General features: G+C 62.3%; 22 protein-coding genes and 2 pseudogenes. 13 read left to right on the top strand and 11 right to left on the bottom strand.

The window, feature by feature from the left end; translation table 11 throughout:
- Positions 1–10: 10 nt before the first annotated feature.
- A complete protein-coding gene (locus K7431_RS22215; RefSeq protein ID WP_012723593.1) occupies positions 11–1,333 on the bottom strand; it encodes an MFS transporter in 1,323 nt (440 codons plus the stop codon).
- Between the two features lie 193 nt (positions 1,334–1,526).
- Here K7431_RS22215 and K7431_RS22210 point away from each other — a divergent pair, with 193 nt between their 5' ends.
- Entirely contained in the window at positions 1,527–3,263 is a 1,737-nt protein-coding gene (locus tag K7431_RS22210) for an IlvD/Edd family dehydratase (protein ID WP_012723592.1), read from the top strand.
- 48 nt (positions 3,264–3,311) lie between these two features.
- Positions 3,312–4,034 carry a FadR/GntR family transcriptional regulator gene (locus K7431_RS22205; RefSeq protein ID WP_012723591.1) on the top strand — a complete coding sequence of 241 codons (723 nt, stop codon included), beginning with the start codon at positions 3,312–3,314 and terminating at the stop codon, positions 4,032–4,034.
- 131 nt (positions 4,035–4,165) lie between these two features.
- Here K7431_RS22205 and K7431_RS22200 read toward each other — a convergent pair whose 3' ends face one another.
- Both K7431_RS22200 and K7431_RS22195 read right to left on the bottom strand, forming a co-directional pair.
- Positions 4,166–6,301, bottom strand: coding sequence for a TonB-dependent siderophore receptor (locus K7431_RS22200; protein ID WP_012723590.1), 2,136 nt, complete (start codon positions 6,299–6,301; stop codon positions 4,166–4,168).
- A 278-nt stretch (positions 6,302–6,579) separates the two neighbouring features.
- Positions 6,580–7,671 carry an NADH:flavin oxidoreductase/NADH oxidase gene (locus tag K7431_RS22195; protein WP_012723589.1) on the bottom strand — a complete coding sequence of 364 codons (1,092 nt, stop codon included), beginning with the start codon at positions 7,669–7,671 and terminating at the stop codon, positions 6,580–6,582.
- A gap of 90 nt (positions 7,672–7,761) precedes the next feature.
- On the opposite strand from K7431_RS22195, the gene K7431_RS22190 reads away from it, so the two are divergent.
- On the top strand, positions 7,762–8,061 hold the full coding sequence (locus K7431_RS22190) for an ArsR/SmtB family transcription factor (RefSeq protein ID WP_012723588.1): 300 nt from the start codon (positions 7,762–7,764) through the stop codon (positions 8,059–8,061).
- Between the two features lie 6 nt (positions 8,062–8,067).
- On the opposite strand, the gene K7431_RS22185 is transcribed toward K7431_RS22190, so the two are convergent.
- The 3 genes from K7431_RS22185 to K7431_RS22175 are packed head-to-tail and all read right to left on the bottom strand — an operon-like array spanning position 8,068 to position 10,459.
- Complete coding sequence (locus K7431_RS22185) at positions 8,068–8,526, bottom strand: metallophosphoesterase family protein (RefSeq protein WP_012723587.1); 459 nt, start codon at positions 8,524–8,526, stop codon at positions 8,068–8,070.
- Positions 8,523–9,569, bottom strand: a complete 1,047-nt coding sequence (locus K7431_RS22180) for a GGDEF domain-containing protein (protein ID WP_012723586.1) — start codon at positions 9,567–9,569, stop codon at positions 8,523–8,525. The genes K7431_RS22185 and K7431_RS22180 overlap by 4 nt, the downstream gene beginning before the upstream one ends.
- Positions 9,554–10,459: a hypothetical protein gene (locus K7431_RS22175; protein WP_012723585.1), complete on the bottom strand. Its 906-nt coding sequence runs from the start codon at positions 10,457–10,459 to the stop codon at positions 9,554–9,556. Before K7431_RS22175 ends, K7431_RS22180 begins: the two co-directional genes overlap by 16 nt.
- A 235-nt stretch (positions 10,460–10,694) precedes the next feature.
- Between K7431_RS22175 and K7431_RS22170 the strand changes: the two genes are divergently transcribed.
- The 4 genes and pseudogenes from K7431_RS22170 (at position 10,695) to K7431_RS22160 (ending at position 14,581) form a co-directional block, all read left to right on the top strand.
- A complete protein-coding gene (locus K7431_RS22170; RefSeq protein ID WP_012723584.1) occupies positions 10,695–11,585 on the top strand; it encodes a bestrophin family protein in 891 nt (296 codons plus the stop codon).
- A 145-nt stretch (positions 11,586–11,730) separates the two neighbouring features.
- Positions 11,731–12,810: pseudogene (locus tag K7431_RS31275) on the top strand (cache domain-containing protein); the annotation flags it as partial.
- A gap of 327 nt (positions 12,811–13,137) precedes the next feature.
- Positions 13,138–13,674, top strand: a pseudogene (locus tag K7431_RS31450) (methyl-accepting chemotaxis protein); the annotation flags it as partial.
- 85 nt (positions 13,675–13,759) lie between these two features.
- Positions 13,760–14,581, top strand: a complete 822-nt coding sequence (locus K7431_RS22160) for a DeoR/GlpR family DNA-binding transcription regulator (protein ID WP_043205175.1) — start codon at positions 13,760–13,762, stop codon at positions 14,579–14,581.
- A 302-nt stretch (positions 14,582–14,883) separates the two neighbouring features.
- On the opposite strand, the gene otnI is transcribed toward K7431_RS22160, so the two are convergent.
- The 5 genes from otnI to ltnD all read right to left on the bottom strand — a co-directional run bounded on the left by otnI (position 14,884) and on the right by ltnD (position 20,163).
- Positions 14,884–15,669 carry a 2-oxo-tetronate isomerase gene (gene otnI, locus K7431_RS22155; RefSeq protein ID WP_012723581.1) on the bottom strand — a complete coding sequence of 262 codons (786 nt, stop codon included), beginning with the start codon at positions 15,667–15,669 and terminating at the stop codon, positions 14,884–14,886.
- A 15-nt stretch (positions 15,670–15,684) separates the two neighbouring features.
- Complete coding sequence (locus K7431_RS22150) at positions 15,685–17,145, bottom strand: GntP family transporter (protein WP_012723580.1); 1,461 nt, start codon at positions 17,143–17,145, stop codon at positions 15,685–15,687.
- Positions 17,146–17,244: 99 nt separating this feature from the next.
- A complete protein-coding gene (otnC, locus tag K7431_RS22145) occupies positions 17,245–17,889 on the bottom strand; it encodes a 3-oxo-tetronate 4-phosphate decarboxylase (protein WP_012723579.1) in 645 nt (214 codons plus the stop codon).
- Complete coding sequence (gene otnK, locus K7431_RS22140; protein ID WP_012723578.1) at positions 17,886–19,178, bottom strand: 3-oxo-tetronate kinase; 1,293 nt, start codon at positions 19,176–19,178, stop codon at positions 17,886–17,888. The genes otnC and otnK overlap by 4 nt, the downstream gene beginning before the upstream one ends.
- A 10-nt stretch (positions 19,179–19,188) precedes the next feature.
- Complete coding sequence (gene ltnD / locus K7431_RS22135; RefSeq protein WP_224265963.1) at positions 19,189–20,163, bottom strand: L-threonate dehydrogenase; 975 nt, start codon at positions 20,161–20,163, stop codon at positions 19,189–19,191.
- Positions 20,164–20,350: 187 nt separating this feature from the next.
- Here ltnD and K7431_RS22130 point away from each other — a divergent pair, with 187 nt between their 5' ends.
- From K7431_RS22130 to K7431_RS22105, 6 genes are all read left to right on the top strand, one after another.
- Positions 20,351–20,941, top strand: coding sequence for an amino acid synthesis family protein (locus K7431_RS22130; RefSeq protein WP_012723576.1), 591 nt, complete (start codon positions 20,351–20,353; stop codon positions 20,939–20,941).
- A 42-nt stretch (positions 20,942–20,983) separates the two neighbouring features.
- The gene (locus tag K7431_RS22125) at positions 20,984–21,817 is read left to right on the top strand and encodes an alpha/beta fold hydrolase (RefSeq protein WP_043205174.1); all 834 of its coding nucleotides are present in this window, start codon (positions 20,984–20,986) and stop codon (positions 21,815–21,817) included.
- Entirely contained in the window at positions 21,814–23,295 is a 1,482-nt protein-coding gene (locus tag K7431_RS22120; RefSeq protein WP_012723574.1) for an aldehyde dehydrogenase, read from the top strand. The genes K7431_RS22125 and K7431_RS22120 overlap by 4 nt, the downstream gene beginning before the upstream one ends.
- 12 nt (positions 23,296–23,307) lie before the next feature.
- The gene (locus K7431_RS22115; protein ID WP_012723573.1) at positions 23,308–23,793 is read left to right on the top strand and encodes a flavin reductase family protein; all 486 of its coding nucleotides are present in this window, start codon (positions 23,308–23,310) and stop codon (positions 23,791–23,793) included.
- A 144-nt stretch (positions 23,794–23,937) separates the two neighbouring features.
- Positions 23,938–24,690: a GntR family transcriptional regulator gene (locus K7431_RS22110; RefSeq protein ID WP_012723572.1), complete on the top strand. Its 753-nt coding sequence runs from the start codon at positions 23,938–23,940 to the stop codon at positions 24,688–24,690.
- Between the two features lie 2 nt (positions 24,691–24,692).
- On the top strand, positions 24,693–25,256 hold the full coding sequence (locus tag K7431_RS22105; RefSeq protein WP_012723571.1) for an NUDIX hydrolase: 564 nt from the start codon (positions 24,693–24,695) through the stop codon (positions 25,254–25,256).
- Positions 25,257–25,276 lie beyond the last annotated feature (20 nt).

The raw sequence follows: 25,276 nt of genomic DNA, 5'->3' as shown, positions 1-25,276 counted from the left end.
TTCTCCCAGATTAAGTACGTGTGGCGCCACGGGCGCTGGCGGCGAACTGGTCGGCAGGCAATACGTGCTTGCGCTCAAGCACACGGTAGACCACGAAGGTCAGCAGCAGCCCGAACACCATCACCCCGGACAGGAAGTACAAGCCCGAAGCCAGGTTGCCGGTGTATTCCTTGAGCGCGCCGATCACGAACGGGCCAATGTAGCCGCCGAGGTTGCCCACCGAGTTGATCAAGGCAATGCCCGCCGCCGCACTGGCGCCGGCAAAGAAGCGCCCCGGCAGGGTCCAGAACACCGCCGTGCAGGAAAACATCGCGAACGCCGCCAGGCACAGCGCCGCCATTTGCAGCACCGGCACACTCAGCCAGGCACTGAAGAACAGGCCGATGGCACCGAGCACATAGAGCACGGCGAGGTGGCCGTAGCGGTCATTCAATCGGTCGGAACTGCGCGGGATGATCAGCAGGCCGATGATGCCGAAGATATAGGGCACGGCCGAGATAAAGCCGGTGGTGAGGTCGCTGCCGCCGAATTGCTTGATCAGGGTCGGCAGCCACAGGCCCAGGCCGTAGATGCTCAGGGTCACCGGCAGGTAGAACAGCGCCAACAGCAGCACGCGCTTGTCTTTGAGGGCATGCAGCGGGTTGCCGTGACGGGTCTGGCCGTAGGCTTGCAGGTCTTTAGCCAGTTCGCCGGTGAGCCAAGCCTTTTCGTCATCGCTCATCCAGTTGACCTGCTTGGGGCCGTCCGGCAAGTAGCGCAGCACCGGCCAGGTCAGCAGGATCGCCGGGGTGCCGATGACGATGAACAGCCACTGCCAGCCGTGCAGGCCAAGGATGCCGTCCATGCCCAGCAAACCGCCGGACACCGGGCCGGTGATCATCATCGCGATGGGTTGCGACAGGATGAACAGCCCGAGGATCTTGCCGCGATGACGCACCGGGAACCACTGGGTGATGTAGTACAGGACGCCCGGAAAGAACCCCGCCTCCGCCGCGCCGAGCAGAAAGCGCATCACGTAGAAGCTGTGCGGCCCTTGCACAAACGCCATGCCGATGGTGATGGCGCCCCAGGTGATCATGATCCGCGCAAACCAGCGCCGCGCGCCGAAGCGGTCGAGCATCAGGTTGCTGGGGATCTCGAACAGGAAGTAGCCAATGAAGAACAACCCCGCGCCCAGGCCGTAGGCGGCGTCACCGATACCCACGTCAGCGCCCATGTGCAATTTGGCGAAGCCCACGGCGGAGCGGTCCACGTAGGCGATCAGGTACAGCAGGATCAGGAAGGGAATCAGTTTCAGCGTGATGCGCCGAATAAGCCGCAGTTCCTGGCTCATGGGGGTCGATCTCCGATTGTTGTTTTTATAGAAGCTCGGGGGACGCCTCTCGCGAAAATCCGCCAGGGTCATACCTCAGTTGAGACCGACTATATAGTAGGACTATTTGCAAAACAACTCTTCCAAAGCATCGATTTTGCGCTTATGTTTAAGCACGCATAGAACATATAGTCATACAATAAGAGAATCGATCATGTCTGATAAAAAGCCCGGCCTACGCTCCGCCCAGTGGTTTGGTACCGCCGACAAAAACGGTTTCATGTACCGCAGCTGGATGAAGAACCAGGGCATTGCCGACCATCAGTTCCATGGCAAGCCGATCATCGGCATCTGCAACACCTGGTCGGAGCTGACCCCGTGCAACGCGCATTTCCGCCAGATCGCCGAGCACGTCAAGCGTGGCGTGATCGAGGCCGGCGGCTTCCCGGTGGAGTTCCCGGTGTTCTCCAACGGCGAATCCAACCTGCGGCCCACTGCGATGCTCACGCGCAACCTGGCGAGCATGGACGTGGAAGAAGCCATTCGCGGCAACCCGATTGACGGTGTGGTGCTGCTGACCGGCTGCGACAAGACCACCCCCGCCCTGCTGATGGGCGCCGCCAGTTGCGACGTACCGGCCATCGTCGTGACCGGTGGGCCGATGCTCAACGGCAAGCACAAGGGCCAGGACATCGGTTCCGGCACCGTGGTGTGGCAATTAAGTGAACAGGTCAAGGCCGGCACCATCACCCTGGACGACTTCCTCGCGGCCGAGGGCGGCATGTCGCGTTCGGCGGGCACCTGCAACACCATGGGCACCGCGTCGACCATGGCCTGCATGGCCGAGGCATTGGGCACCTCCCTGCCCCACAACGCGGCGATCCCGGCGGTGGATGCACGGCGTTATGTGCTGGCGCATATGTCCGGCATGCGTGCGGTAGAGATGGTGCGCGAAGACTTGAAACTGTCGAAGATCCTCACCAAAGAAGCGTTTGAAAACGCGATCCGCGTGAATGCGGCCATCGGCGGCTCGACCAACGCCGTGATTCACTTGAAAGCCATCGCCGGGCGCATCGGCGTCGAACTGGACCTGGACGACTGGACCCGCATCGGCCGTGGCATGCCGACCATCGTCGACCTGCAACCGTCAGGGCGTTTCCTCATGGAAGAGTTCTACTATGCCGGCGGCCTGCCCGCCGTGCTGCGTCGCCTCGGTGAGGCCAACCTGATCCCGCACCCGAATGCCCTGACCGTCAACGGCAAATCGTTGGGTGAGAACACCAAGGACTCGCCGATCTACGGCCAGGACGAAGTGATCCGCACCCTCGACAACCCGATCCGCGCCGACGGCGGCATCTGCGTGTTGCGCGGTAACCTCGCCCCGTTGGGCGCGGTGCTCAAGCCGTCCGCCGCCAGCGCGGAGCTGATGCAGCATCGTGGCCGTGCGGTGGTGTTCGAGAATTTCGACATGTACAAGGCGCGCATCAACGACCCGGAGCTGGACGTGGACGCCAACTCGATCCTGGTGATGAAAAACTGCGGGCCCAAGGGTTACCCAGGCATGGCCGAAGTCGGCAACATGGGCTTGCCGGCCAAGCTGCTGGCCCAGGGCGTAACGGATATGGTGCGGATTTCCGATGCGCGCATGAGCGGCACCGCCTACGGCACGGTGGTGTTGCACGTGGCGCCCGAAGCCGCTGCCGGCGGGCCGTTGGCCACGGTGAAGGAAGGTGATTGGATCGAACTGGACTGCGCCAACGGCCGCCTGCATCTGGACATCCCCGACGCAGAGCTGGCGGCGCGCATGGCCGACCTGAAACCGCCACAAAACCTGATCGTCGGCGGCTATCGCCAGCTGTATATCGACCATGTGCTGCAGGCCGACCAGGGCTGTGACTTTGACTTCCTGGTAGGGTGCCGTGGGGCCGAAGTCCCCCGGCATTCCCACTAATTGGGATGCTATGATGCCGCGAATTTAAGTCAGAGCCTCCCTGTCGTTATGGATCAACAGCCGTCCAAGCCGCGCAAGAGCCAGCATGCCCAGATCGTTCAGGACTTGGGCATGCACATCGTTTCCGGTCGCTTCAAGCCTGAAGAGCGGCTGCCCATGGAGGCCACGCTCTGCGAGGAGTACAATGTCAGCCGTTCGGTGCTGCGTGAAGCCACGCGGGTGCTCAGCGCCAAGGGCCTGGTGTATTCCAAGCCTCGGGTGGGCGCGGTGGTGCGGCCCCGGTTGAAATGGCACCTGCTCGACCCGGACGTGTTGTCCTGGTTGATGCAGTCCACGCCCCACAGTGAGTTCTTCAATACCTTGGCGGGTGTGCGGCGCATCCTCGAACCGGAAATCGCCGCCATGGCCGCGACTACCGCCACCGATGAAGACATCGCAACCATTGAACAGGCCTACCGGGGCATGGAAACCGCGAAGACCCACGAAGACCTGTTGCAGGCCGACCTGGATTTTCACCGCGCGATTGCCGATGCCACCCGCAACGACCTGCTCGCTTATATGTGCAACATGCTGTCGTTGCCGTTGCGCGAGTCGATCAACATCACCAACCGCCGCCCGGATATCCAGGGCCTGAGCCTGCCCCGGCACAAGGCGATCCTCACCGCGATCCAGAACCGTGACGCCCTCGGGGCACGGCATGCGTCGCTGGTGCAGCTGGATGACACGCGAGTGGCGTTGGATACGGTGATGAACGTGCTCACGCCGCTCTGACTCCAAGGCATACCCAGGACCCCATGTGGGAGGGGGCTTGCTCCCGATGGCAGTAGACCGGTCAATATTGCGTTGACTGATCCACCGCTATCGGGAGCAAGCCCCCTCCCACATTGAAGCGGTGTACGCCGTCATAGCGTGTAGGCGATTCCGATCTGCACGGTGCGCGGCTCGCCTGGGTAGGCGTAGACGTTGCCGAACGCGCCTTCTTCATACTCGCGGTTGAACAGGTTCTTCACGTCGAGGTTCAGGCGCACTTTGTCGTTGACCTTGTAGTAGCTGAGCAAGTCCACCACGGTGTAGGCATCCATCGAGAACGCGGTGTTGGACGTCTGCCCGGCGCGCTCATCCACGTATTTGCCGCCCGCCCCCAGCCCCAGGCCTTTGAGGGCGCCGTCCTGGAATTCGTAGACGTTAAGCAAGCTGAAGCTGTTGCGCGGGATGTTCAGCAAACGGGTGCCGGTGCGCAGGGTGTTGTCCTTGGTGACTTCGGCGTCCACATAGGCATAGCCGCCGATCACGCGCCACTCGGGGGTGATATTGCCCGTCACATTCAGGTCGAAACCTCGGCTGCGCACTTGGCCGGCGGCGACGCTGAAGGTCGAGTCCTGGGGGTCGGTGGTGAGCACGTTTTTCTTCTCGATCTGGTAGATCGCAGCGTCGACGCTCAACTGGCGATCCAGGGCTTCCCACTTGACGCCCATCTCGTAGGATTTGCCTTTTTCCGGCGCAAAACCGCCGCCCTGGCGGCTGGCGCCGGTGTTGGGCTTGAACGAGCGCGCGGCGTCGGCGTACACCGCGACGGTGTCGGTGAGGTCGTAGATCACACCGACGCGTGGGGTGACGGCGTTATCAGCGGCTTGCCAGCTTTTAGTGCCTGGCACGTAACTCTCGTAATCGTGCTCAAACCGTTCGAAACGCGCACCGGCCAACACTTTCAAACGCTCGGTCAGGGCCACTTGGTCTTGGACAAACGCCGCGTAGGTTTTGAGGTTTTCTTTGTCATGTGTCGGCGTGCGGGTCAACGGTGGACGCGCCTGGCCGTAGACCGGGTCGAAGATATCAATCGGGTAAGTACCCACGGCAGCGCTGGAACGTTGGATGATCGACTTGTAGTCGTAGTCCTCGTACTCGATACCGGTCAGCAACGTGTGATCAAAACCGCCGGTAGAGAAGTGCCCGGTCAAGTTGAGCTGGTAGTCCTTGTCGGTCCACTCCAGCTTGCGGTAATTGAAGTTGCGTTGCAGCGTGCGGCCGTCAGCGTTAAGGCTGGTCGTACCATTGGCCTCAATCGCGTTGCCTTGCAGCGTGCCATCCAACCATTGCATACCGCCGCCCAGGGTCCAGTTGTCGTTGAGCATATGTTCGAAACGCAACTGAGCCATGTTGTTGTCGTTGTGCAATTTACCGACATCTTTATCCCCCCAGAAGGTGTCGCGCGAAGGCGTACCTTTTTGGTTCGGGTACCGCGTCAAGCCACGGTCCAACGGGTGGTTGTTACGCATGAAATCGCCTTCGAAAATCACCTTGGTGTCGTCGGTGGCTTGCCAGGTGATGACCGGGGTCACGCCGTAGCGCTCGGTTTCGACATGATCACGGAAGGTATCGCCGCCCTCACCCACCACGTTCAGGCGATAGGCCAGGCGACCTTGCTCGTCCAGTGGGCCCGATGCGTCAAGCGTGGCGCGCTGCATGCCCTGGTCATCCAACTGGCTGCCGAGGGTGACGGTGGGTTCGGCCAGCGGTTGCTTGGACACCACGTTGAAGGTGCCGCCCGGATCACCACGGCCGTAGAGCATGGTCGCCGGGCCGCGCAGCACTTCCAGGCGCTCGATGGTGTTGGCGTCCGGCATGTTCGGGTAACCGCGGTTGATCGGGAAACCGTTGCGGTAGAACTCGCCGGTGGTAAAGCCGCGCACGGTGAACGTGGTCAACCCCTGCCCGCCAAAGTTGTTCGCACGCCCGACACCGCCGGCGTAATCCAGCGCGTCCTGCAGGCGAGTGGCGCCGATGTCGTCGACCACGGCCTTGGACACCACGGTGATGGACTGCGGGGTTTCATGAATGGAGGTGTCGGTGCGCGTCGCACTGGCTGAACGTGTGGCGTGGTAGCCCTTGACCGGCCCTTGAGCCGTCTCGTAGTCCGCCTCGCCCGTGACATTGGTGGCTTGCAGCTCAAGACTGGCTTTGTCGGCAGGGACAACCTCAGCCCAAGTTAAAGGCGAAAACGCCTGAAGCACACAGAGGGAAATCAAGGTACGACGCATGGATGTTGAACCTAGTGAATGAGCCAGAAGGGGCGGCAAACCTGCCAAAAATTCGCGGGGATGGTATACCAATCCATTCGCGTTTGACATCTATTCTCATTCACTATTTTTCAGGTAACAACTTTGTATCGATAAGCAGCAAGTTTGATGCGAACTCAATGTGGAAGGGGGCTTGCGCCCGATAGCAGTGTGCCAGACACCGATGTTGTGACTGCCACACTGCTATCGGGAGCAAGCCCCCTCCCACAGTTGGATTGCTATACGACGTCAGGATCCGATCAGCGATAGCGCTCCAGCCAATGGGCGTAAGGCGCAGGCAAGGTCCAGGAGGATTTCTCCACGCCCAGTTCCTTGGCCGCAAAGTACGCCCAATGCGGGTCAGCCAGGTGCGCACGACCGACCGAGACCAGGTCCAGATGCCCGGCCTGCAATGCGCCTTCTGCCAGTTGCGGTGTGCCAAAGCCCCAGGCCGACGTCACCGGGATACCGGCTTCACGACGTACACGTTCAGCGATCGGGCCCATGAAAGCCGGGCCCCACGGGATATTGGTGTCGGGAATGGTAAAACCGACGCTGACGCTCAGCAGGTCCAGGCCACCGGCTTTGAAGTTGCGGGCCAGTTCGATGGATTCGGTGAGGGTCTGCTCGTCACGGCCGTCGTATTCGATCACGCCAAAACGCGCGGTCAGCGGCAGGTTCTCCGGCCAGACTTCGCGCACGGCGGCCAGGGTTTCCAGGAGGAAACGGCTGCGGTTGTCGAAGCTGCCACCGTAGGCGTCGGTGCGCTGGTTGGAATGCTCGGAGAAGAAGCTCTGGCCCAGGTAACCGTGGGCGAAGTGCAGTTCGATCCACTCAAAGCCGGCGTCACGGGCACGGCGGGCAGCATCGACGAAGTCCTGGCGCACACGGGCGATGTCGTCCAGGGTCATGGCGCGTGGCACTTGCGGCAGGTTGGCACCAAAGGCGATGGCCGACGGTGCGATGGTTTCCCAGCTGCGCGCATCGGAGGCAGGCATATGGTCGTCCCCTTCCCACGGGCGGTTGGCGCTGGCCTTGCGACCGGCATGGCCGATCTGGATGCCTGGCACCGAGCCGGCGGCCTTGATGGCGTTGACCATGGGCACGAAGGCCTCGGCGTGGGCGTCGCTCCAGAGACCGGCGCAACCGGGGGTGATACGCCCTTCAGGCGCAACGGCAGTGGCTTCAACCACCAGCAAACCGGCGCCGCCACGCGCCATACTGGCCAGGTGCACGAGGTGCCAGTCGTTGACGATGCCGTCATCCGCCATGTATTGGCACATTGGCGGTATGGCGATGCGATTGCGCAGGGTGACGTCTTTGAGTTTGAACGGTTCGAACAAAGCGGACATTGAGAACTCCGGGAGCGAGTGGATGATTCGATAGTTCGATGGTAATCGAACTATGGTATTCGATGATACCCCCCTGTTATGATTCGTTTCATGCGAGCCTTTAAACATCCCCCTCTGGAAGACCTGACCCTCGAGCGCCTGCTATATGCGCTGAGTGATCCGGTGCGCCTGGAAATCGTGCGTTGCCTGGCCGGTGTGCCCGAAGCCACCTGCGGCGAACTGGATGGCGGGCGGCCCAAGTCGAGCATGTCCCATCACTTTCGCGTGTTGCGCGACGCTGGGTTGGTGCACACCCGCAGCGTGGGGACCACTCATCTGAATTCGTTGCGCGGTGATGTGCTGGAGGAACGGTTCCCGGGGTTACTGCACTGCATTCTTGCCCAGCGGTAAACCCTGTCAGTCCAGCAGCGCGATAAGGCTCGGCTCGATCGACGTCTCCAGCACCTCCAGCACCACCAACGTCACCGGCAACTTGAAGCGCCGCCGCCCTGCACTGCCGGGGTTCACATACAGCGTTGCGCCGCGCCATTCGATCAGGGGCTTGTGCGAATGGCCGGTGATCACCAGCCGAGTAGACGTGTCGAGTAAGGCGGGTACGTCGGCGATGTCATGCACCACCAACGTCCGCCATCCGTCCACATCCAGCAGCAGATGGTCGGGCACCTGCTCTGCCCACGGCGCGTCCTGGTCATTGTTGCCGCGCACCACGTGCAGGGGCGCGATCTGCGCCAATTGCTGAAGAATCTCAGGGCTGCCGATATCGCCGGCATGAATGATCTGCTCACATCCCTGCAAAGCCACCACGGCTTCAGGTCGCAGCAGGCCATGGGTATCGGAAATCACGCCAACTTTCATAGGGCCTCCGGGGTGGAAATCGAACCGTGAGACACCCGCGCGCCATCTAGGTACACGCGATCCTTGCCGTTGCCCTTGGCGGTGTAGAGGTTGCGGTCGGCACGCTTGAGAACCGCCGACATATCGGCCCCGAGCGTAAAATGCGTCATGCCCGCACTGCAGGTGTAGTCATGGGGCGGCGCGACACTGCTGCGGATCGCTTGCAGCAGGCGCAGCGCGTAATCGGTGGCGAGACCAGGGTCATCGCCCACCAGCAACACTCCGAATTCTTCGCCGCCAATCCTGCCGAAACTGTGGCTGCCTGGGGTGGATTTAAGGCACGCGGCCATGGCGCAGAGAATCCTGTCGCCTACGTCATGACCGAACTGGTCATTCTTTAATTTGAAACTGTCGATATCCAGCATCATGAAGTAGCCGGTATCACCGGCCGCAATCAGTTTGGAAAAGCTCTCCATAAAGGCCCGCCGGTTCAGGATGGAGGTCAAGTAATCGGTCTCGGCCAACTCCCTAAACTCACTCTCCACCATTAACACCGAACGCAGGTTCTTCAGGTAGTAGACATTCAAGATAAAGCCGATCGCCACCGACGCGGCACAAAAGATAAACACGTAGATATCGACGCCTTCGTAAAGGCTCATCTGAATGCTGGGCCACGTCAGTAACCAGACCAAGGCGGCGCAGACCAGAAAATCCTGAACCACGATAAACAGGATTGCACTGCTCAGCACCAAGGTCACGGCCAGCGGCAAGGCAAACACCTGCAGCGCGGGATGGACGTGAACCACATAGGCAAAACCCGCAGACAGCAGCACCATGTAGGCCACACCCAGCGCCCGCCACAGCACATAATGAGTCACCACTCGGTGAACCCCATACACCCCGCACAGCCCGATCGTGACCAGCGCGACCGGCCAGCCAAACATCGCCCAGCGGTCCACCAGCAACACCGCCAGCCAGGCGAAAATCCCGATCAGTTCAGCCTTGGCGATCGCGGGCGACAACAGTCTTTGCATCCGTGGCCTGAGCTTCACATTAGCCGGCATCCCGTCACTCCCTGTGCATGAGTGGCCGGTGTGCTATCGGCATGACTCAGTTGAAGACTGTGGAGGCCGGTCGCAAACGAGTAAGCCATAAACCGCCTGACCAACACCATAAAAGGTGGCAGGACTTCAAGCAATGTCTTGGAATGAATCTTGAAATAGCCCCGGTCGGCACCCTCTTGCACCAGACGAATAACGTGGGTCTTGGACACCGAGAGTTGCTCAGCGATGGAAAGGTAGGACGAAGACCTGAAACTTGCCCCTTGATTATCGAGCGCACACGCATCGTTATAGATCGCCAGCATCAACATATGCCCGGCATCGCGTTTTACCAGCCAATAACAATCAGGCATCAACAGGTCGATGGTCACGTTATGGGAGAGAAGGACCGAAAATCCTTTGAAATAACGTGCCAGATAGGCGCGATCATCCAACCCGCCCATTGACCCGCACACCGCCGTTCCCGAGCACATCACACCCAGCGGCTCGACCACGGAGGTGAGCATCCGCCGGATCTCCTCGCAGGCTTGGGATGACGGGCTGAATACCCGCAAACGGCTGTCATCCGGATGCCTGGACACCGTCATGAACCCCAGCGCCCTGAACAGCAGGAAGATCGACTCCAGGCTGTTTCTGGAACAGAACCCGCGCGCCACACAAAACGCCTTCACCTCGGACAGTAAGGGAACGGGCTTGGAGAAATACGTGCTCAATAAGGTAAAGGACACCATCAAGCGACTGAACTTGAGTGCGGTCTTATAGAAAAACGGTCTTTTTGAATAGCACTCCAACAAAATCGAATAATGGGAACGAATACACGCTTCAAAATCCACATGACGCTCAAACGCCCGCGCCGACTGTTCTATCGCCAACTTCAACGAACCACTGCACATGAGAAAGAGCCCTGATCAAACAACTTGGATTCACTGATCTCAATTGCAGCACCGATAATGGCGTTTTGCCTTGAGCGCAATCTATCGTGATTAGCGCAGAGGACACCGTCGCTACCAAAATTGTTCCAAAAAGACCTCGATGGCTTAACCGTTTCAGTCGCCGCAGCGAACCTTCCCCGCAAGCCGACGTCCGAGCTTTAGCACTGTTGCTTACTGCTCGCCGCGAGGGCCTCGTTTGAAAGCCGCCATCATCAAAAAATACCGTTTGATCATCAAGACCATGGGCTACGTGGGCTGGGCGCTGTTCTGGCTATTGCTGTGGGACGTCGCCGTCACCGTGGACTTCATGCTGTTTCTCACCGCCAAGATCAATCTGCCGCTGATGCCGCTCACCCTGCTGGGTTCGGCGCTGGTGGTGCTGATCAGTTTCCGTAACAGCAGCGCCTATAACCGCTGGTGGGAAGCCCGTACCCTTTGGGGTGCGATGGTCAACAACTCGCGCAGCTTTGCCCGCCAGGTACTGACCCTGCTGGACGACCCCGACGGCGAAGTGAACCCGGTCAAGGCCACCCTGCTGCGCCGCCATGTGGCCTACGTGAATTGCCTGGCCGCCCACCTTAAAGGCGAGCCATGCCCCGAAGAAGTGCGGGCGTTTATCCCGGCCGAGGAATTTGCGCGCAACGGTGCCACCAATAACTTTGCCAATGACATACTCACCGGCTCGGCGGCGTTGCTGGCCAAGGAATACAAGGCCGGGCACCTGGACAGCATCCGCCTGGCGCGGCTGGAGTCGACCCTGGTGGATCTGTCCAACGCCCAGGGCGGCATGGAGCGCATCGCCAACACGCCACTGCCCTACCCTTACGTGTACTTCCCACGGTTGTTTATCTCGCTGTTCTGCCTGATCGTGCCGGTGGGCCTGGTGGAATCCCTGGGTTGGTTTACCCCGCTGGCATCGACGGTGGTCGGTTTTATGCTGCTCGCCATCGAACGCATCGGCACCGACCTGCAAAGCCCGTTCAACTCCAGCGAACACCAGATCCAGATGGAAACCATCTGCGAAACCATCGAGAAAAACCTGCAGTCGATGCAGCGTGACGCTCTCGGTGGCGAGCGCATCGGTTAAACCTGCCCTCGGCCCTCAAGTGCTTGCCCCCGCGGTCGATATACAGGGGGTACGCATGGGCCATATCCCCCTCACAACAACACATGCGACGCTCGACACTACTGTTTTCTCCTTGCCAAAAATATAAATACCCGCGGGTGAAGTCATGAATATCAAGCAAAAGCTGACCTGGGCGTTTGCCGCCATCGCGTGCGTCCCGGTTATTTTGGTCGCTGTGTTAGTTGTACTGAATGTGCGCGAGGGGGCCGTGGCCAATTTCCTCGACAGCAGCGGCCGCGAAATCCGTCAGATCGACAATGGCATGAAGCAGTTCTTCGACGGCATCAGCCAGAACGTCGACTTCGTCGCCAAGGACCCGCGCGTTGTCGCGGCCAAGGACCTCAAGAGTTACGCCGGCGCCGACGCCGCGCAAATCCCCCTGACCCAGACCAACAAAGACCTGCTGGCGATTTTCGACCAGTTCGCCAAAAGCCACCCGAGCACCGCCTACTTGTCTTTGGGCCTCGCCGACGGCGGTTATGCCAGCTGGCCTGATGACACCAAACTGAACAACTACGACCCGCGCGTACGCCCCTGGTATCAGGCGGCCATCGCCGCGCCGGGTAAAACCGTGCGCACCGGCGCCTACTATTGGGCGCCGGACGATGTGACGCTGATCGGCACCGTACACACCGTCGCCGACGGCAGCGGGAATATCCTCGGCGTGGTTGGCCTGGACGTGTCGCTCAAGCAGCTCACCGAGCTGGTGCGCAACATCAAGCTGGGCGACAGCGGCTACCTGATGCTGGTGGAAGGCAACGGCAACGTGCTGGTCGACCCCAGCGATGCCAAGCACAACTTCAAGCCCCTGGCCGACCTGGGCCCCAACTACGCAGAACTGGCCAAGCGCGGCGACGGCGTGAGCCAGATCGACATTGATGGCGTGGCCTACATGGCCAACATGGTCAGTTCCAAGGATCTCGGCTGGCGGTTTATCGGCCTGATCAAGCGCGACGAAGTGATGGCCGGCGCCACCCGCCTGACCTGGTTGATCGCGGCCATCGCAGCAGTATTGGCGTTGGTGTTCGCGATTGTCGGCGCCAGTTTTGCCAGCGTCATCGTACGCCCGATTCGCGGCGTGGCCGACGGCCTGCAAGAAATCGCCGAAGGCGAAGGCGACCTGACGCGCCAACTCAAGGTGCAAGGCAAGGACGAAACCGCCAGCCTGGCCGGCTGGTTCAACCAGTTCCTGAGCATGATCGCGCAGCTGGTGCAGCGCATCGGCAACGCCTCTTCCGACCTGCAAACCGCCGCCGCCGACACCAGCGAAGTCGCCCACAACATGAACCAGGCCGCCGGCCGCCAGCGTGAAGCGGTGGAGCTGGTCAGCACCGCGTTCAACGAAATGGTGGCCACCGCCAACGAAGTCGCCCGTTCCTGCAGCGCCGCCGCCACCAGTGCCGACGAAGGCTACCGCGACGTGCACGACGGCCAGCAGCACATCGGCGAAGCCACCGGCAGCGTGCTCAAGCTCAGCGAGGACCTGCAGAAGTCGACCCAGACCATGCAGCTGCTGGAGCAGGACAGCAAAAACATCAACACCATCCTCGACACCATCCGTTCGATTGCCGAACAGACCAACCTGCTGGCGCTCAACGCCGCCATTGAAGCCGCGCGCGCCGGTGACCAGGGCCGAGGCTTCGCCGTGGTCGCCGACGAAGTCCGCGCCCTGGCGCGCCGCACCGCCGACTCCACCGGTGAAATCGACAGCCTGCTCGGCAACCTCGCCCGCCGCACCCAGGAAGTCACGCAGCAGATGCAAGGCAGCCTGCAGGTGTCCCACACCAGCGTGGAACGCATCCAGCAGGCCCGCGACAGCTTCGACAAGATCCGTGGCTCGGTGGACTCGATCCGCGACCAGAATACCCAGATCGCCACGGCCGCCGAGGAACAACACCAAGTGGCCGAAGAGATCAACCGGCACATTGCGCAGATCCATGCCGATGCGCAATTGGTTGAAGAATTCGCCCACTCGGCGCAGACCGGGTCAGGTCGGTTGACGGATATTTCAGGTCAGCTCAAGGGGTTGGTGGGGCGGTTCAAGTTCTAACCGCCGTCACACCGGGGTCGCTTGCGGGGGCGTGTATTGGCTACTATAGCCACGCACTCCCCCGCACCTTACCTTTGGAGCCTTAATGCCCACCCCCAAGGACACGGCCGCCGACAGCAGCACCCCGATGATCCCCGAGCAGCGTCGCGAACAAATCCTGCGGCAGTTGCGCAAGCATCAGGTGATGAGCGTGCACCAGTTGATGGAGATGTTCGACTGCTCGCACATGACCGTGCGCCGTGATATTGCACTGCTGGAGCAGGAAGGCCGGGCGTACTCCGTCACCGGAGGGGTCAGGATCGCCAGCCAGCTGCACAGCGAGCCCAGCCATCAATCCAAAGCCGTGGTGGAATTGCCGCAAAAGCAGGCGATGGCACGACTGGCCGCGCGGTTGCTGCACGCGGACATGACGGTGTACCTGGATGCAGGCACCAGCACCTTGGAGATCGTCCCTTACATCAAGGCGCTGTCGGGGATGACGGTGGTCACCAACGACTTCGGGATCGTACAGGCCTTGATGGATGCGACGCAGGTCACGGTGATCCACACCGGCGGCCAACTGGACCATGACAACCATTCTTCGGTCGGCGGGCTGGCGGTGGCGACCTTGCGCCAGATAGTCACGGACATCGCCTTTGTGTCCACCAGCTCCTGGGACTTGCACCGAGGCATCACCACGCCCTCGGCGCTGAAAGTCGAGGTCAAGCAAGTGGCAATGCAATCGGCGTCCCAGGTCGTACTGGTGGCGAGCAGTTCCAAGTACGGCACCTTCAGCATGTACCGCATCGCCGGGCTGGAACCGTTCGACGTGATCATCAGCGACGACGGCCTGGCGCCGGCGGCGGCGGATGGCATCCGCAAGCGCGGGATTGAATTGATGCTACCGGGCGATCCATTGCCGGCGTGATGCCCTTCCTTTGTGGGAGAGGTCGAGCTTTAGCGAGGCTTCGATGGCGGTGCCAGGGTTGGCAGGTGTGTTGGCTGACACACAGCTATCGGGGGCAAGCCCCCTCCCACATTTGAGTTCGGTTGGCAGGTGGGAAGTGGGTCACCGCTGGTCCCCTGTGGGAGAGGTCGAGCGTTAGCGAGGCTTCGATGGCGGCGGCATTGCGGGTAAATGTGTCGGCTGACACACCGCTATCAGGGGCAAGTCGACTCGTCGCACCGCCCCTCCCCCCTTTGAACCAAACCGACGCACAGGCTCGTCGACTATCGAGCCCCTTTCCAGTCCCGCAACCATTGCAGGCCCGCCGAGGTGTCGCCCTTTGGCCGGTACTCGCAGCCGACCCAGCCGTCATAGCCCAACTGGTCCATCAGTTCGAACAGGTACGCGTAGTTCAGCTCGCCCAGGTCAGGCTCGTGACGGTCCGGTACCCCGGCGATCTGGATATGACCAATGCCGTCGAAGTCGCGGCGCAGCTTGGTGGCCAAGTCGCCTTCGACGATCTGGCAGTGGTAGCAGTCAAACTGCACCTTGAGGTTGCGCGCGCCGACTTCACGGCAGATGGCGTGGGCCTGGTCCTGGCGGTTGAGGAAAAAGCCCGGCATGTCGCGGGTGTTGATCGGCTCCAGCAACACGGTGACGCCGACCTCAGCCGCCGCCGCACTGGCGTAGGCGAGGTTTTCCAGGTACACGGCCTGATGGCGCTGGCGCAGGTTTTCCGAGGGCAGCAAACCGGCCATGACGTGCACGCGGTCATTGCCGAGCACGGCGGCGTATTCCAACGCGCGGTCGAAGCCGCTGCGAAACTCGGCCTCACGCCCCGGCAGGCTCGCGATGCCCCGCTCCCCTGCAGCCCAGTCACCGGGCGGTGCGTTGAACAACGCCTGCACCAGGCCGTTATCACTCAGGCGCTGCTTGAGCACCTGCGCGTCGTACTCGTAAGGAAACAGGTACTCCACCGCGTCAAACCCATCGGCCTTCGCGGCACTGAAGCGCTCGAGAAAGTCATATTGCGGGTAAAGCATGCTCAGGTTGGCAGCAAAACGAGGCATAGGAACTCCTGGAAATCAGACAAAAGGCCAGATCAGCAATGTAATCACGAAACCCAAGGTACCGAGCAAGGTGGTGATCACCGTCCACGTGCGCAGACCATCGGCCACGTTGAGCCCGGCAAGCTTGGTGAAGATCCAGTAGCCGGCATCGTTGATATGCGACATGGCCAGCCCGCCACCGCCCATGGCCAGGCACAGCAGCGCCAGGTGGTTGGGCGTCAGGTTGAGGGTGGCGATCAGCGGGCTGATGATACCGGCGGTGGTCACCAGCGCCACTGTGGTGGAACCCTGCACCGCCCGCAACAGCATGGTCAGCAAGAAGCCCAGGGCCAGCACCGGCAGGCCGGTGGTGCGCAGCATGTCGGAGACCACCGCGCCGATCCCGGTGTCCACCAGCACTTTACCGAACACCCCACCGGCACCGGCAATCAGGATCACCATGGCCACGCCCGGCAACGCCGAGCCGATCACGTCGGAGACCTGGCTGCGGCTCCAGCCACGGCGCGAGCCGAGCAGCCAGGCGCACAGCAAGGTGTCGATCAGCAGCGCCACCAACGGCGCGCCCAGCACGGTCATCACCCCACGCAACGTCGATTCGATCGGCAGCAGCGAGGTGGCCAGGGTACCCAGCAGAATCAAGACAATCGGCAGCAGGATCAGGCCGACGATCAGCCCGAACCCCGGCGCAGGCGCCGCCGGCAACTTGGCGGCGATGGCGCTGGTGGACTCTTCCAGGCCCATAGGGGATTCGGCCACAGCGCTCGGTTGCACCGCCTGGTGGTTTCCGTTGGTCCAGGCCCGCAGGTCTTCATTGGTCACGTGGGGGCCATAGACTTCGGCACGGATGTCATCGGTCATCGGATAGAAGCGCCGCGTCATGCGCCCCGCCACGCGGTAGCCGACGTAGCACAGCAACGCGGTGATCGGCAGGCCGAACATCAGCACCCGGCCCAGGTCGGCACCCAGTTGGCTGGCGGCGGCCACGGCGCCCGGATGCGGCGGCAGAAACGCATGCACGGTGAGCAGCGCCGCACACATCGGCAACGCGAACATCAGCAGCGGCTTGCGGGCCCGGCGTGCCACGCCGTAGGCCAGCGGCATGAGGATAATCACCCCGACTTCAAAGAACACCGGCACGCCGATGATGAACCCGGCGATGGTCAGCGCCAGCGGCGTACGGCTGTTGCCAAACCGCTCGATCAGCGACTTGGCCAAGGCTTCGGCACCGCCGGAAAGCTCGATGATCCGCCCGATCATCGCCCCCAGGGCAATGATGATTGCGATGTGGCCAAGGGTCTTGCCCATGCCGCCTTCGATCGTCGCCACCAGGTCAGCCGGTTTCACCCCGGCCACCAGCGCCACCACGATACTCACCAGCATCAGCGCGACAAACGGCTGGAATTTGTACTTGAGGACCAGAAACAGTAGCAGCGCGATACCCGCGCCGGCGGTCAACATCAAAATCAGTGGGCTCATTCGAGAATGTCCTGTTGTTATTGTTTTTTGGCGCAAGCCGCTCCCGTCACGCTCCGCAGGCGGGTCTCGCGGGGGGGCTTGCAGTGTCGGTCTACGGCATTACCAATGCGCGCCGAACGTCTCGCGCAGTTCATCCAAGGCGGCCTGGCTCAGCGGCTCGGGCCGGGGGTTGCTCATCAGCCAGAGCCGGGCGGTTTCTTCCAACTCTTCCAGGGCGTAGCTGGCCTTGGCCACCGAGCTTTCCCAGACCACCGGCCCCAGGCGCTCGAGCATCACCCCTCGCACGCTGTTGGCCAGTTGCGCCACTTGCTCGGCGACGTCGGGCGAGCCCGGACGCTGGTAACCGATCAGGGGGATGTGCCCGACCTTCATCACCTGATAGGGCGTGAGCGGCGGCAGAATATCGTCCGCCCGCCACACCCCGGCCAGGGTCAACGCCACCAGGTGGGTGGAATGGGTGTGCACCACCCCGCCCACCGTGGGATTGCGGTCATACACCTGACGGTGCAGGGCCAGGGTCTTCGAGGGTTTGTCGCCGGACACCCACTCGCCCTTCAGGTTGACCTTGGCAATCGCCCCAGGCGCCAGGCGACCCAGGCAGACGTCGGTGGGCGTAATCAACCAGCCATCGTCCAGGCGCGCACTGATATTGCCGGCGCTGCCGACGGTGTAGCCACGTTGATACAGGCTGTGGCCAACGTCGCAGATTTCTTCGCGCAGGGCCTGTTCGTCAATGCCGCTCATTGGGCACCTCCGGCCAGGTGCGCAAGGGCCTTGGCAAAGAACTCACGGCCCCCGAAGTTGCCCGATTTCAGCGCCAGTGCCAGCGGCTCGGTGGAACTGCTGACCGTGGCCGGCACGCCGGGGTCGATCTGTGCACCAATCTGCAACAGGTTGACGCCGAGGGCCTTGACCACCGCGCCGGAGGTCTCCCCGCCCGCCACCACAAAGCGCCGCACACCCTGCTCGCGCAAGCCGGCAGCGATCTCGCCCAAGGCGTTCTCCACCAAGGCGCCGGCGCGTTCGACACCCAGCTGTTGCTGCACCGCCTTGACCTCGGCTGGGGTGCTGGTGGCGTAGATCAATACGGTGTGTGCACTGTCGCGGGCAAAGGCCAGCGCCTGCGCCACCACCGGCTCGCCGGCGGCCAGGGCGATGGGATCGATGCGCAACGCCGGGCGGCCCGCCTCGCACCAGGCCGCGACCTGGCCGAGGGTCGCCACCGACGCACTGCCGGCCAGCACCACTTCGCCACCGCTGACCGTGGGCAACGTGTTCACATCGAAGTCGCGCAATTTACCCGCGCGGCGGAAATTGCCCGGCAGCCCCAGGGCCAGGCCCGAGCCCCCGGTGAGCAACGGCAAGTCGGCGCAGGCGCTGCCCAGGGTGTAGAGGTCCTGGTCCGACAGCGCGTCGGCGATGGCAATGCCCACGCCTTGCGCGCGCAGTTCGGCGATCTTCGTGCGGGTCGCGTCCACCCCCGCGGCAACCGCGTCGTAACGCAGCAGCCCGACCGGCAATGCAGTCTGACGTTGCAGCACGCGCACCAAGTTGGCGTCGCCCATCGGCGTCAGTGGGTGATGCTGCATGCCCGACTCATTGAGCAACTGGTCCTGCACAAACAGGTGGCCACGGAAAATCGTCCGGCCGTTTTCCGGGAACGCCGGGCAGGCCAAGGTGAAATCACTGCCCAGCGCCTTGAGCAAGGCCTCGCTGACCTGGCCGATATTGCCGGCGGCGGTGGAGTCGAATGTGGAGCAGTACTTGAAGAAAATCTGTTCGCAGCCCTGCTCGCGCAGCCAGTCCAGCGCGGCCAGGGATTCCTCGACAGCCTCTGCCACCGGCGTGGTGCGCGACTTGAGGGCGATGACGATGGCGTCTGCATCCAGCCCGTCCGCGACTTCGCGACTGGGGATGCCAATGCTCTGCACTGTACGCATGCCGCCGCGTACCAACATGTTGGCCAGGTCGGTGGCGCCGGTGAAATCGTCGGCGATGCAGCCCAGCAACGGGCGCGTGGTGGGGTTAGTCATAAAGCGTTCCTTACACCGGCTCGGGCTTGGCAGTCGGCAGGTCGATGCCGGGGAAAATCTTGATCACCGCCGAGTCGTCCTCACGACCAAAACCGGCGCTGGAGGCCTGCATGAACATCTGGTGCGCGGTGGCGGACAACGGCAGCGGGAATTTGCTCGCACGCGCGGTATCCAGCACCAGGCCGAGGTCCTTGACGAAAATATCCACCGCCGACAGTGGCGTGTAGTCGGCCTTGAGAATGTGCGGCACGCGGTTCTCGAACATCCACGAATTACCGGCGCTGTGGGTGATCACCTCGTACAAGGCCTCGGCGTCCACCCCTTCGCGCAGGCCCAGGGCCATGGCCTCGGCGGACGCCGCGATGTGCACACCGGCGAGCAGTTGGTTGATGATCTTGACCTTGGAACCCAGGCCGTGGACGTCGCCCAGGCGATACACCTTACCGGCCATGCCTGCCAGCACCGCATCGGCCTTGGCATAGGCGGCCTGCGGGCCCGAGGTCATCATGGTCATTTCACCGGCGGCGGCCTTGGCCGCACCGCCGGAAATCGGCGCATCCAGGTACAGCAGGCCGTGGTCGGCCAAGCGCTGGCCGAGGTCGACGGCGTAGGTCGGGGCCACGGTGGCACAACCGATCACCAGGCTCGCAGGGCGCAATGCAGCCACTGCACCGCCTTCGCCGAACAATACGGTTTCGGTCTGTTCGGCGTTGACTACCACGGTGATGAGCACATCACAGGCCTCGGCCATCTGCGCCGGTGACGCGCACGCCACTCCGCCTTCGCCAGCGAACTGCTGGGTGACCGCCTCGCGTACATCACAGGCATGCACATTGAAACCTGCGCGCAACAGCGAACGGGCAATGCCCAGCCCCATCGCGCCCAAACCGATCACACCGACATTCTTATTATTCATGGGGTACTCCAGGGGAAAACGGCGGCTGACACCACATCGGCGAGCCGCGTTGGAATTGGAATCGATCATCCACCAATGAACAGATTATGTGAAGTATTTTTTCGATCTAACATTTTTTAACATCGCCAGCGGAAGAATTTCACACATCACCCTTTATCGCCTCACCCCACGCAAACTCATTTGCGACGCTTGTGCTTTGCGTATTATGGTATACCATCATACGCAAACCACTCCCCCACACCTGATGGAGCCGCTCATGAGTTTCGAAATCCGCAAGATCGTCAGTTATGTAGAAGAAACCTTTATCGAAGGCGGCAAGGCCGCAGACACCCCGGTGAAAATGGTCGGCCTCGCGGTGGTGCTGAAGAACCCATGGTTGGGTCGTGGTTTCGTCGAAGACCTCAAGCCGGAAATCCGCGCCAATTGCTCCGACCTCGGCGCGCAGATGGTCGAGCGTCTGGTAGCAATCATTGGCGGCGCCGAAAACATCGAGGCGTATGGCAAGGCAGCGGTGGTCGGTGCCGATGGCGAGATCGAACACGCCAGCGCGATCATCCACACCCTGCGCTTCGGCAATCACTACCGTGAAGCGGTCAAGGCCAAGAGCTACCTGAGCTTCACCAACAAGCGCGGCGGCCCGGGCACTTCGATCCAGATCCCGATGATGCACAAGGACGACGAAGGCCTGCGTTCGCACTACATCACCCTGGAAATGCACATCGAAGATTCGCCACGTGCCGACGAAATCGTCGTGGTCCTGGGTTGCGCCGACGGTGGCCGCCTGCACCCACGGATCGGTAACCGTTATATCGACCTGGAAGAGCTGGCGGCCGAAAAAGCCCAGTAAGCACGGCCGGCCACCACAACAAAAAACATGCAGGAGCGCTCCATGATTCGGCTCACCGCTGAACGCACCCCGGCTGGCACCAGTTATCTGGCGACCGGCCAAGGCCAGCCTGTGGTTTTGATCCACGGCGTGGGCCTGAATAAAGAAATGTGGGGCGGGCAAGTCGTTGGCCTGGCCACGAACTACCGCGTGATCAGCTATGACATGCTCGGCCATGGCGCCAGCCCGCGCCCGGCCGCCGGCACGCCGCTGCTGGGGTATGCCGACCAGTTGCTGGAGCTGCTCGACCACCTGCAACTGCCCCAGGCCACAGTGATCGGTTTTTCCATGGGTGGCCTGGTCGCCCGGGCGTTTGCCCTGCACTACCCCGAGCGCCTCACCTCCTTGGTGGTGCTCAACAGTGTGTTCAACCGCAGCCCCGAACAGCGTGCCGGCGTGATCGCACGCACCGCCCAGGCCGCCGAACACGGCCCGGATGCGAATGCCGAAGCTGCGCTGTCGCGCTGGTTCAGCCGTGAATACCAGGCCGCCAACCCGGCGCAGATCGCCGCCCTGCGTGAAACCCTGGCGGGCAACGACCCCCAGGGCTACCTGACCACCTACGAACTGTTTGCGACCCAGGACATGTACCGCGCCGACGACCTCAAGGGTTTGCGCGTCCCCACCCTGGTCGCCACCGGCGAACTCGACCCCGGTTCAACCCCGGAAATGGCCCGGCAACTGGCCGATCGTATTCCCGGCGCCACCGTTGCGGTGCTGGCCGAGCAACGGCATATGATGCCGGTAGAATCGCCACGCCTGGTCAACCAGCTGCTGCTGGGCTTCCTCGACACGGTGTACGCCCAAAACAATCCAATCAAGGGGATCGTTGCATGACACTCGCACGCTTCCAGATGTGCATCGGCGGTGAATGGGTCGATGCCCTGTCCGGCAAGACTTTCGACAGCCTCAACCCGGCCCTGGCCGAACCCTGGGCGCAACTGCCCGACGCTGATGAAGCCGATGTGGAGCGCGCCGTACAGGCCGCCCAAAGCGCCTTCGACAGCCCGGCCTGGCGTGGCCTCACCGCCACCGCACGGGGCAAATTGCTGCGCCGCCTGGGCGACCTGATCGCCGACAACAAGGAACAACTGGCCCAGCTGGAAAGCCGCGACAACGGCAAGTTGATCCGCGAAACCCGTGGCCAGGTCAGCTACCTGCCGGAGTTCTTCCACTACACCGCCGGCCTGGCCGACAAGCTCGAAGGCGGCACCCTGCCGCTGGACAAGCCGGACCTGTTCGCCTACACCGTGCACGAAGCCATGGGCGTGGTGGCGGCGATCATTCCGTGGAACAGCCCGCTGTACCTGACCGCGATCAAACTCGCGCCGGCCCTGGCGGCGGGCAATACCATCGTGATCAAGCCGTCGGAACACGCCTCGGCGACCATCCTCGAACTGGCGCGCCTGGCCCTTGAAGCCGGAATCCCGCCGGGCGTGGTCAACGTGGTCACCGGCTACGGTCCCAGCACCGGCGCCGCCCTCACCCGCCACCCGCTGGTGCGCAAGATCGCCTTTACCGGCGGCGCGGCCACGGCCCGCCATGTGGTGCGCAGCAGCGCGGAGAACTTCGCCAAGCTGTCCCTGGAGCTGGGCGGCAAATCGCCGAATATCATCTTTGCCGACGCCGACCTCGACAGCGCCATCAATGGCGCGATTGCCGGGATCTATGCGGCATCCGGGCAGAGCTGCGTGTCCGGTTCGCGCCTGCTGGTGCAGGATGAGATCTACGACGAGTTCGTCGAGCGCCTGGTGGCACGCGCCCAGCGCATCCGCATCGGTAACCCGCAGGACGACGCCAGCGAAATGGGGCCCATGGCCACCGCACAGCAACTGGCCGTGGTCGAAGGCCTGGTCGCGGATGCCATCGCCGAAGGCGCGCGCCTGCGCACCGGCGGCAAACGCCCGCAGAACCTCGGTGAGGGCTGGTTCTATGAGCCGACGCTGTTCGAATGCGACCGCAATTCGATGAAGATCATGCAGGAAGAAGTGTTCGGCCCGGTGGCCTCGGTCATCCGTTTCAAGGACGAAGCCGAAGCGCTGGCCATCGCCAACGACTCGCAGTTCGGCCTCGCCGCCGGCATCTGGACCCGCGACCTCGGCCGCGCCCACCGCCTGGCGCGGGACGTGCGCTCGGGGATCATCTGGGTCAACACCTACCGTGCCGTGTCGGCAATGGCGCCCATCGGCGGCTTCAAGAACAGCGGCTACGGACGTGAAAGCGGCATCGATTCGGTACTCGCCTACACCGAGCTTAAGACAGTGTGGATCAACCTCTCCCAGGCGCCCATGCCTGATCCCTTCGTGATGCGTTAAGAGACCCCGACCATGATCGAACCCGGCATTTACAAAGACGTCATGAGCTCGTTCCCTTCGGGCGTCACGGTGGTCACCACCCTCGACCCGGACGGCGGCATCGTCGGCATTACCGCCAGTGCGTTCAGCGCGCTGTCGATCGACCCGGCGCTGGTGCTGTTCTGCCCCAACTATGCGTCGGACACCTACCCGATCCTGCGCGACAGCAAGCGCTTCGCGATCCACCTGCTGTCCGCCGACCAGACCGCCGAGGCCTATGCGTTCGCCAGCAAAGGCAAGGAAAAGGCCAAGGGCATCGAGTGGCACCTGAGCGAGCTGGGCAACCCGCTGCTGGCCAAGGCCACGGCGATCATCGAGTGCGAACTGTGGCGCGAATACGACGGCGGCGATCACGCGATCATCGTCGGCGCGGTGAAGAACCTGATCCTGCCCAAGGAACCGGTCACGCCGATGATCTACCACAAGGGCAAGCTGGGCCCGCTGCCGACCCTGGCCTGAGGCGCGCCGGGGCAGCAGGGAGGGCGCCATGAGGGTTTGTCGCTTAAAGAACGCAGCATGATAAACTTGGGCACGATTTTCGGCCCTCAATCGGCCCCGGCCGGCCGAGGCCTCCAGTTAACCGCTAAATTCAGAGCAGACCCCATGAAACGCGCGCCCCTCGACGACAGCTTCAAGGTCAATCACAACCCGGTCACCCTGCGCGAAATCGTGCTGGAAAAACTGCGCAGCGCCATCATGAACTTCCAACTGCTGCCCGGTGACCGCCTGGTGGAGCGCGACCTGTGCGACCGCCTCGGGGTCAGCCGCACCTCGGTACGCGAAGCCTTGCGTCACCTGGAGTCCGAAGGCCTGGTGGAATTCGCCGACGCCAAGGGCCCGCAGGTAGCGATCATTACCCTGGCCGACGCCGTCGACATCTATGAACTGCGGTGCGTGCTCGAAGGCTTGATCGTGCAATTGTTCACCCTGCGCGCCAAGGCGAAGGACATCAAGGCCCTGGAAAAAGCCCTTGAAGAAAACCGCAAGGCCCTCAAGGACGGAGAACTGCAACAGGTCATCGACTCGGTGCAGGGCTTCTACGACGTGCTGCTCGAAGGTTCGGGCAACCATGTGGCGGCCACCCAGCTGCGCCAGTTGCAGGCCCGCATCAGCTACCTGCGCGCCACCTCGGTGTCCCAGGAAAACCGTCGCGGCACCAGCAACCAGGAAATGGAACGCATGGTCCAGGCGATCAAGAGCGGCGACCCTCTGGCCGCCCACCAGGCCTGCGTCGATCACGTGCGCGCCGCCGCCGCCGTGGCCTTGGACTACCTCAAGCGCAAACAGGAAGAAACCGGCAAGCTTCCGGAAATCACCCTGCCCATCGCGCTGAAAGAACCGCGCATAGGTCACTGACCTTGGCCAGCCCCAGCTTTTGCCCGACATGTGGCGGCAGTGACCTCGGTCACCAACTGCCACCGGGCGATACCCATGAGCGCCTGATGTGCCGGGGCTGCGGCTATATCCACTACATCAACCCCAAGATCATCGCCGGCTGCATCATCGAGCAGGACGGCAAATACCTGCTGTGCCAACGCGCGATCCCGCCCCGCCCCGGCACCTGGACATTGCCTGCCGGTTTCATGGAAGGTGGCGAAACCACCGAACAGGCCGCGCTGCGTGAAGTGTGGGAAGAAAGCGGCGTACGTGCCGAGATCGTATCGCCCTACTCGATCTTCAGCGTGCCCAGGATCAGCGAGGTCTACATCATCTTCCGCGCCATCGCGCTGGAGATCACCGGGGAGTTCGGGCCGGAGACCCTGGATTACAAATTCTTCGCGCCCGAGGAGATTCCCTGGGACAGCATCTACTACCCGGCGATCCGGCAGATCCTCGAGCGTTATATCGAGGAACGCCAGGCTGGGGTGTATGGCATCTATATCGGCAACGATGACAGCGGCAAGATTCATTTCATCCGCTGACCGCACGGCCAGACACGGAT

The sequence above is a fragment of the Pseudomonas fluorescens group sp. genome, from assembly GCF_020093335.1.
GTDB classification, from domain to species: domain Bacteria; phylum Pseudomonadota; class Gammaproteobacteria; order Pseudomonadales; family Pseudomonadaceae; genus Aquipseudomonas; species Aquipseudomonas petroselini.
Note: the sequence above shows the minus strand (reverse complement) of the source record. Positions and strands in the feature narration are given on the sequence as shown.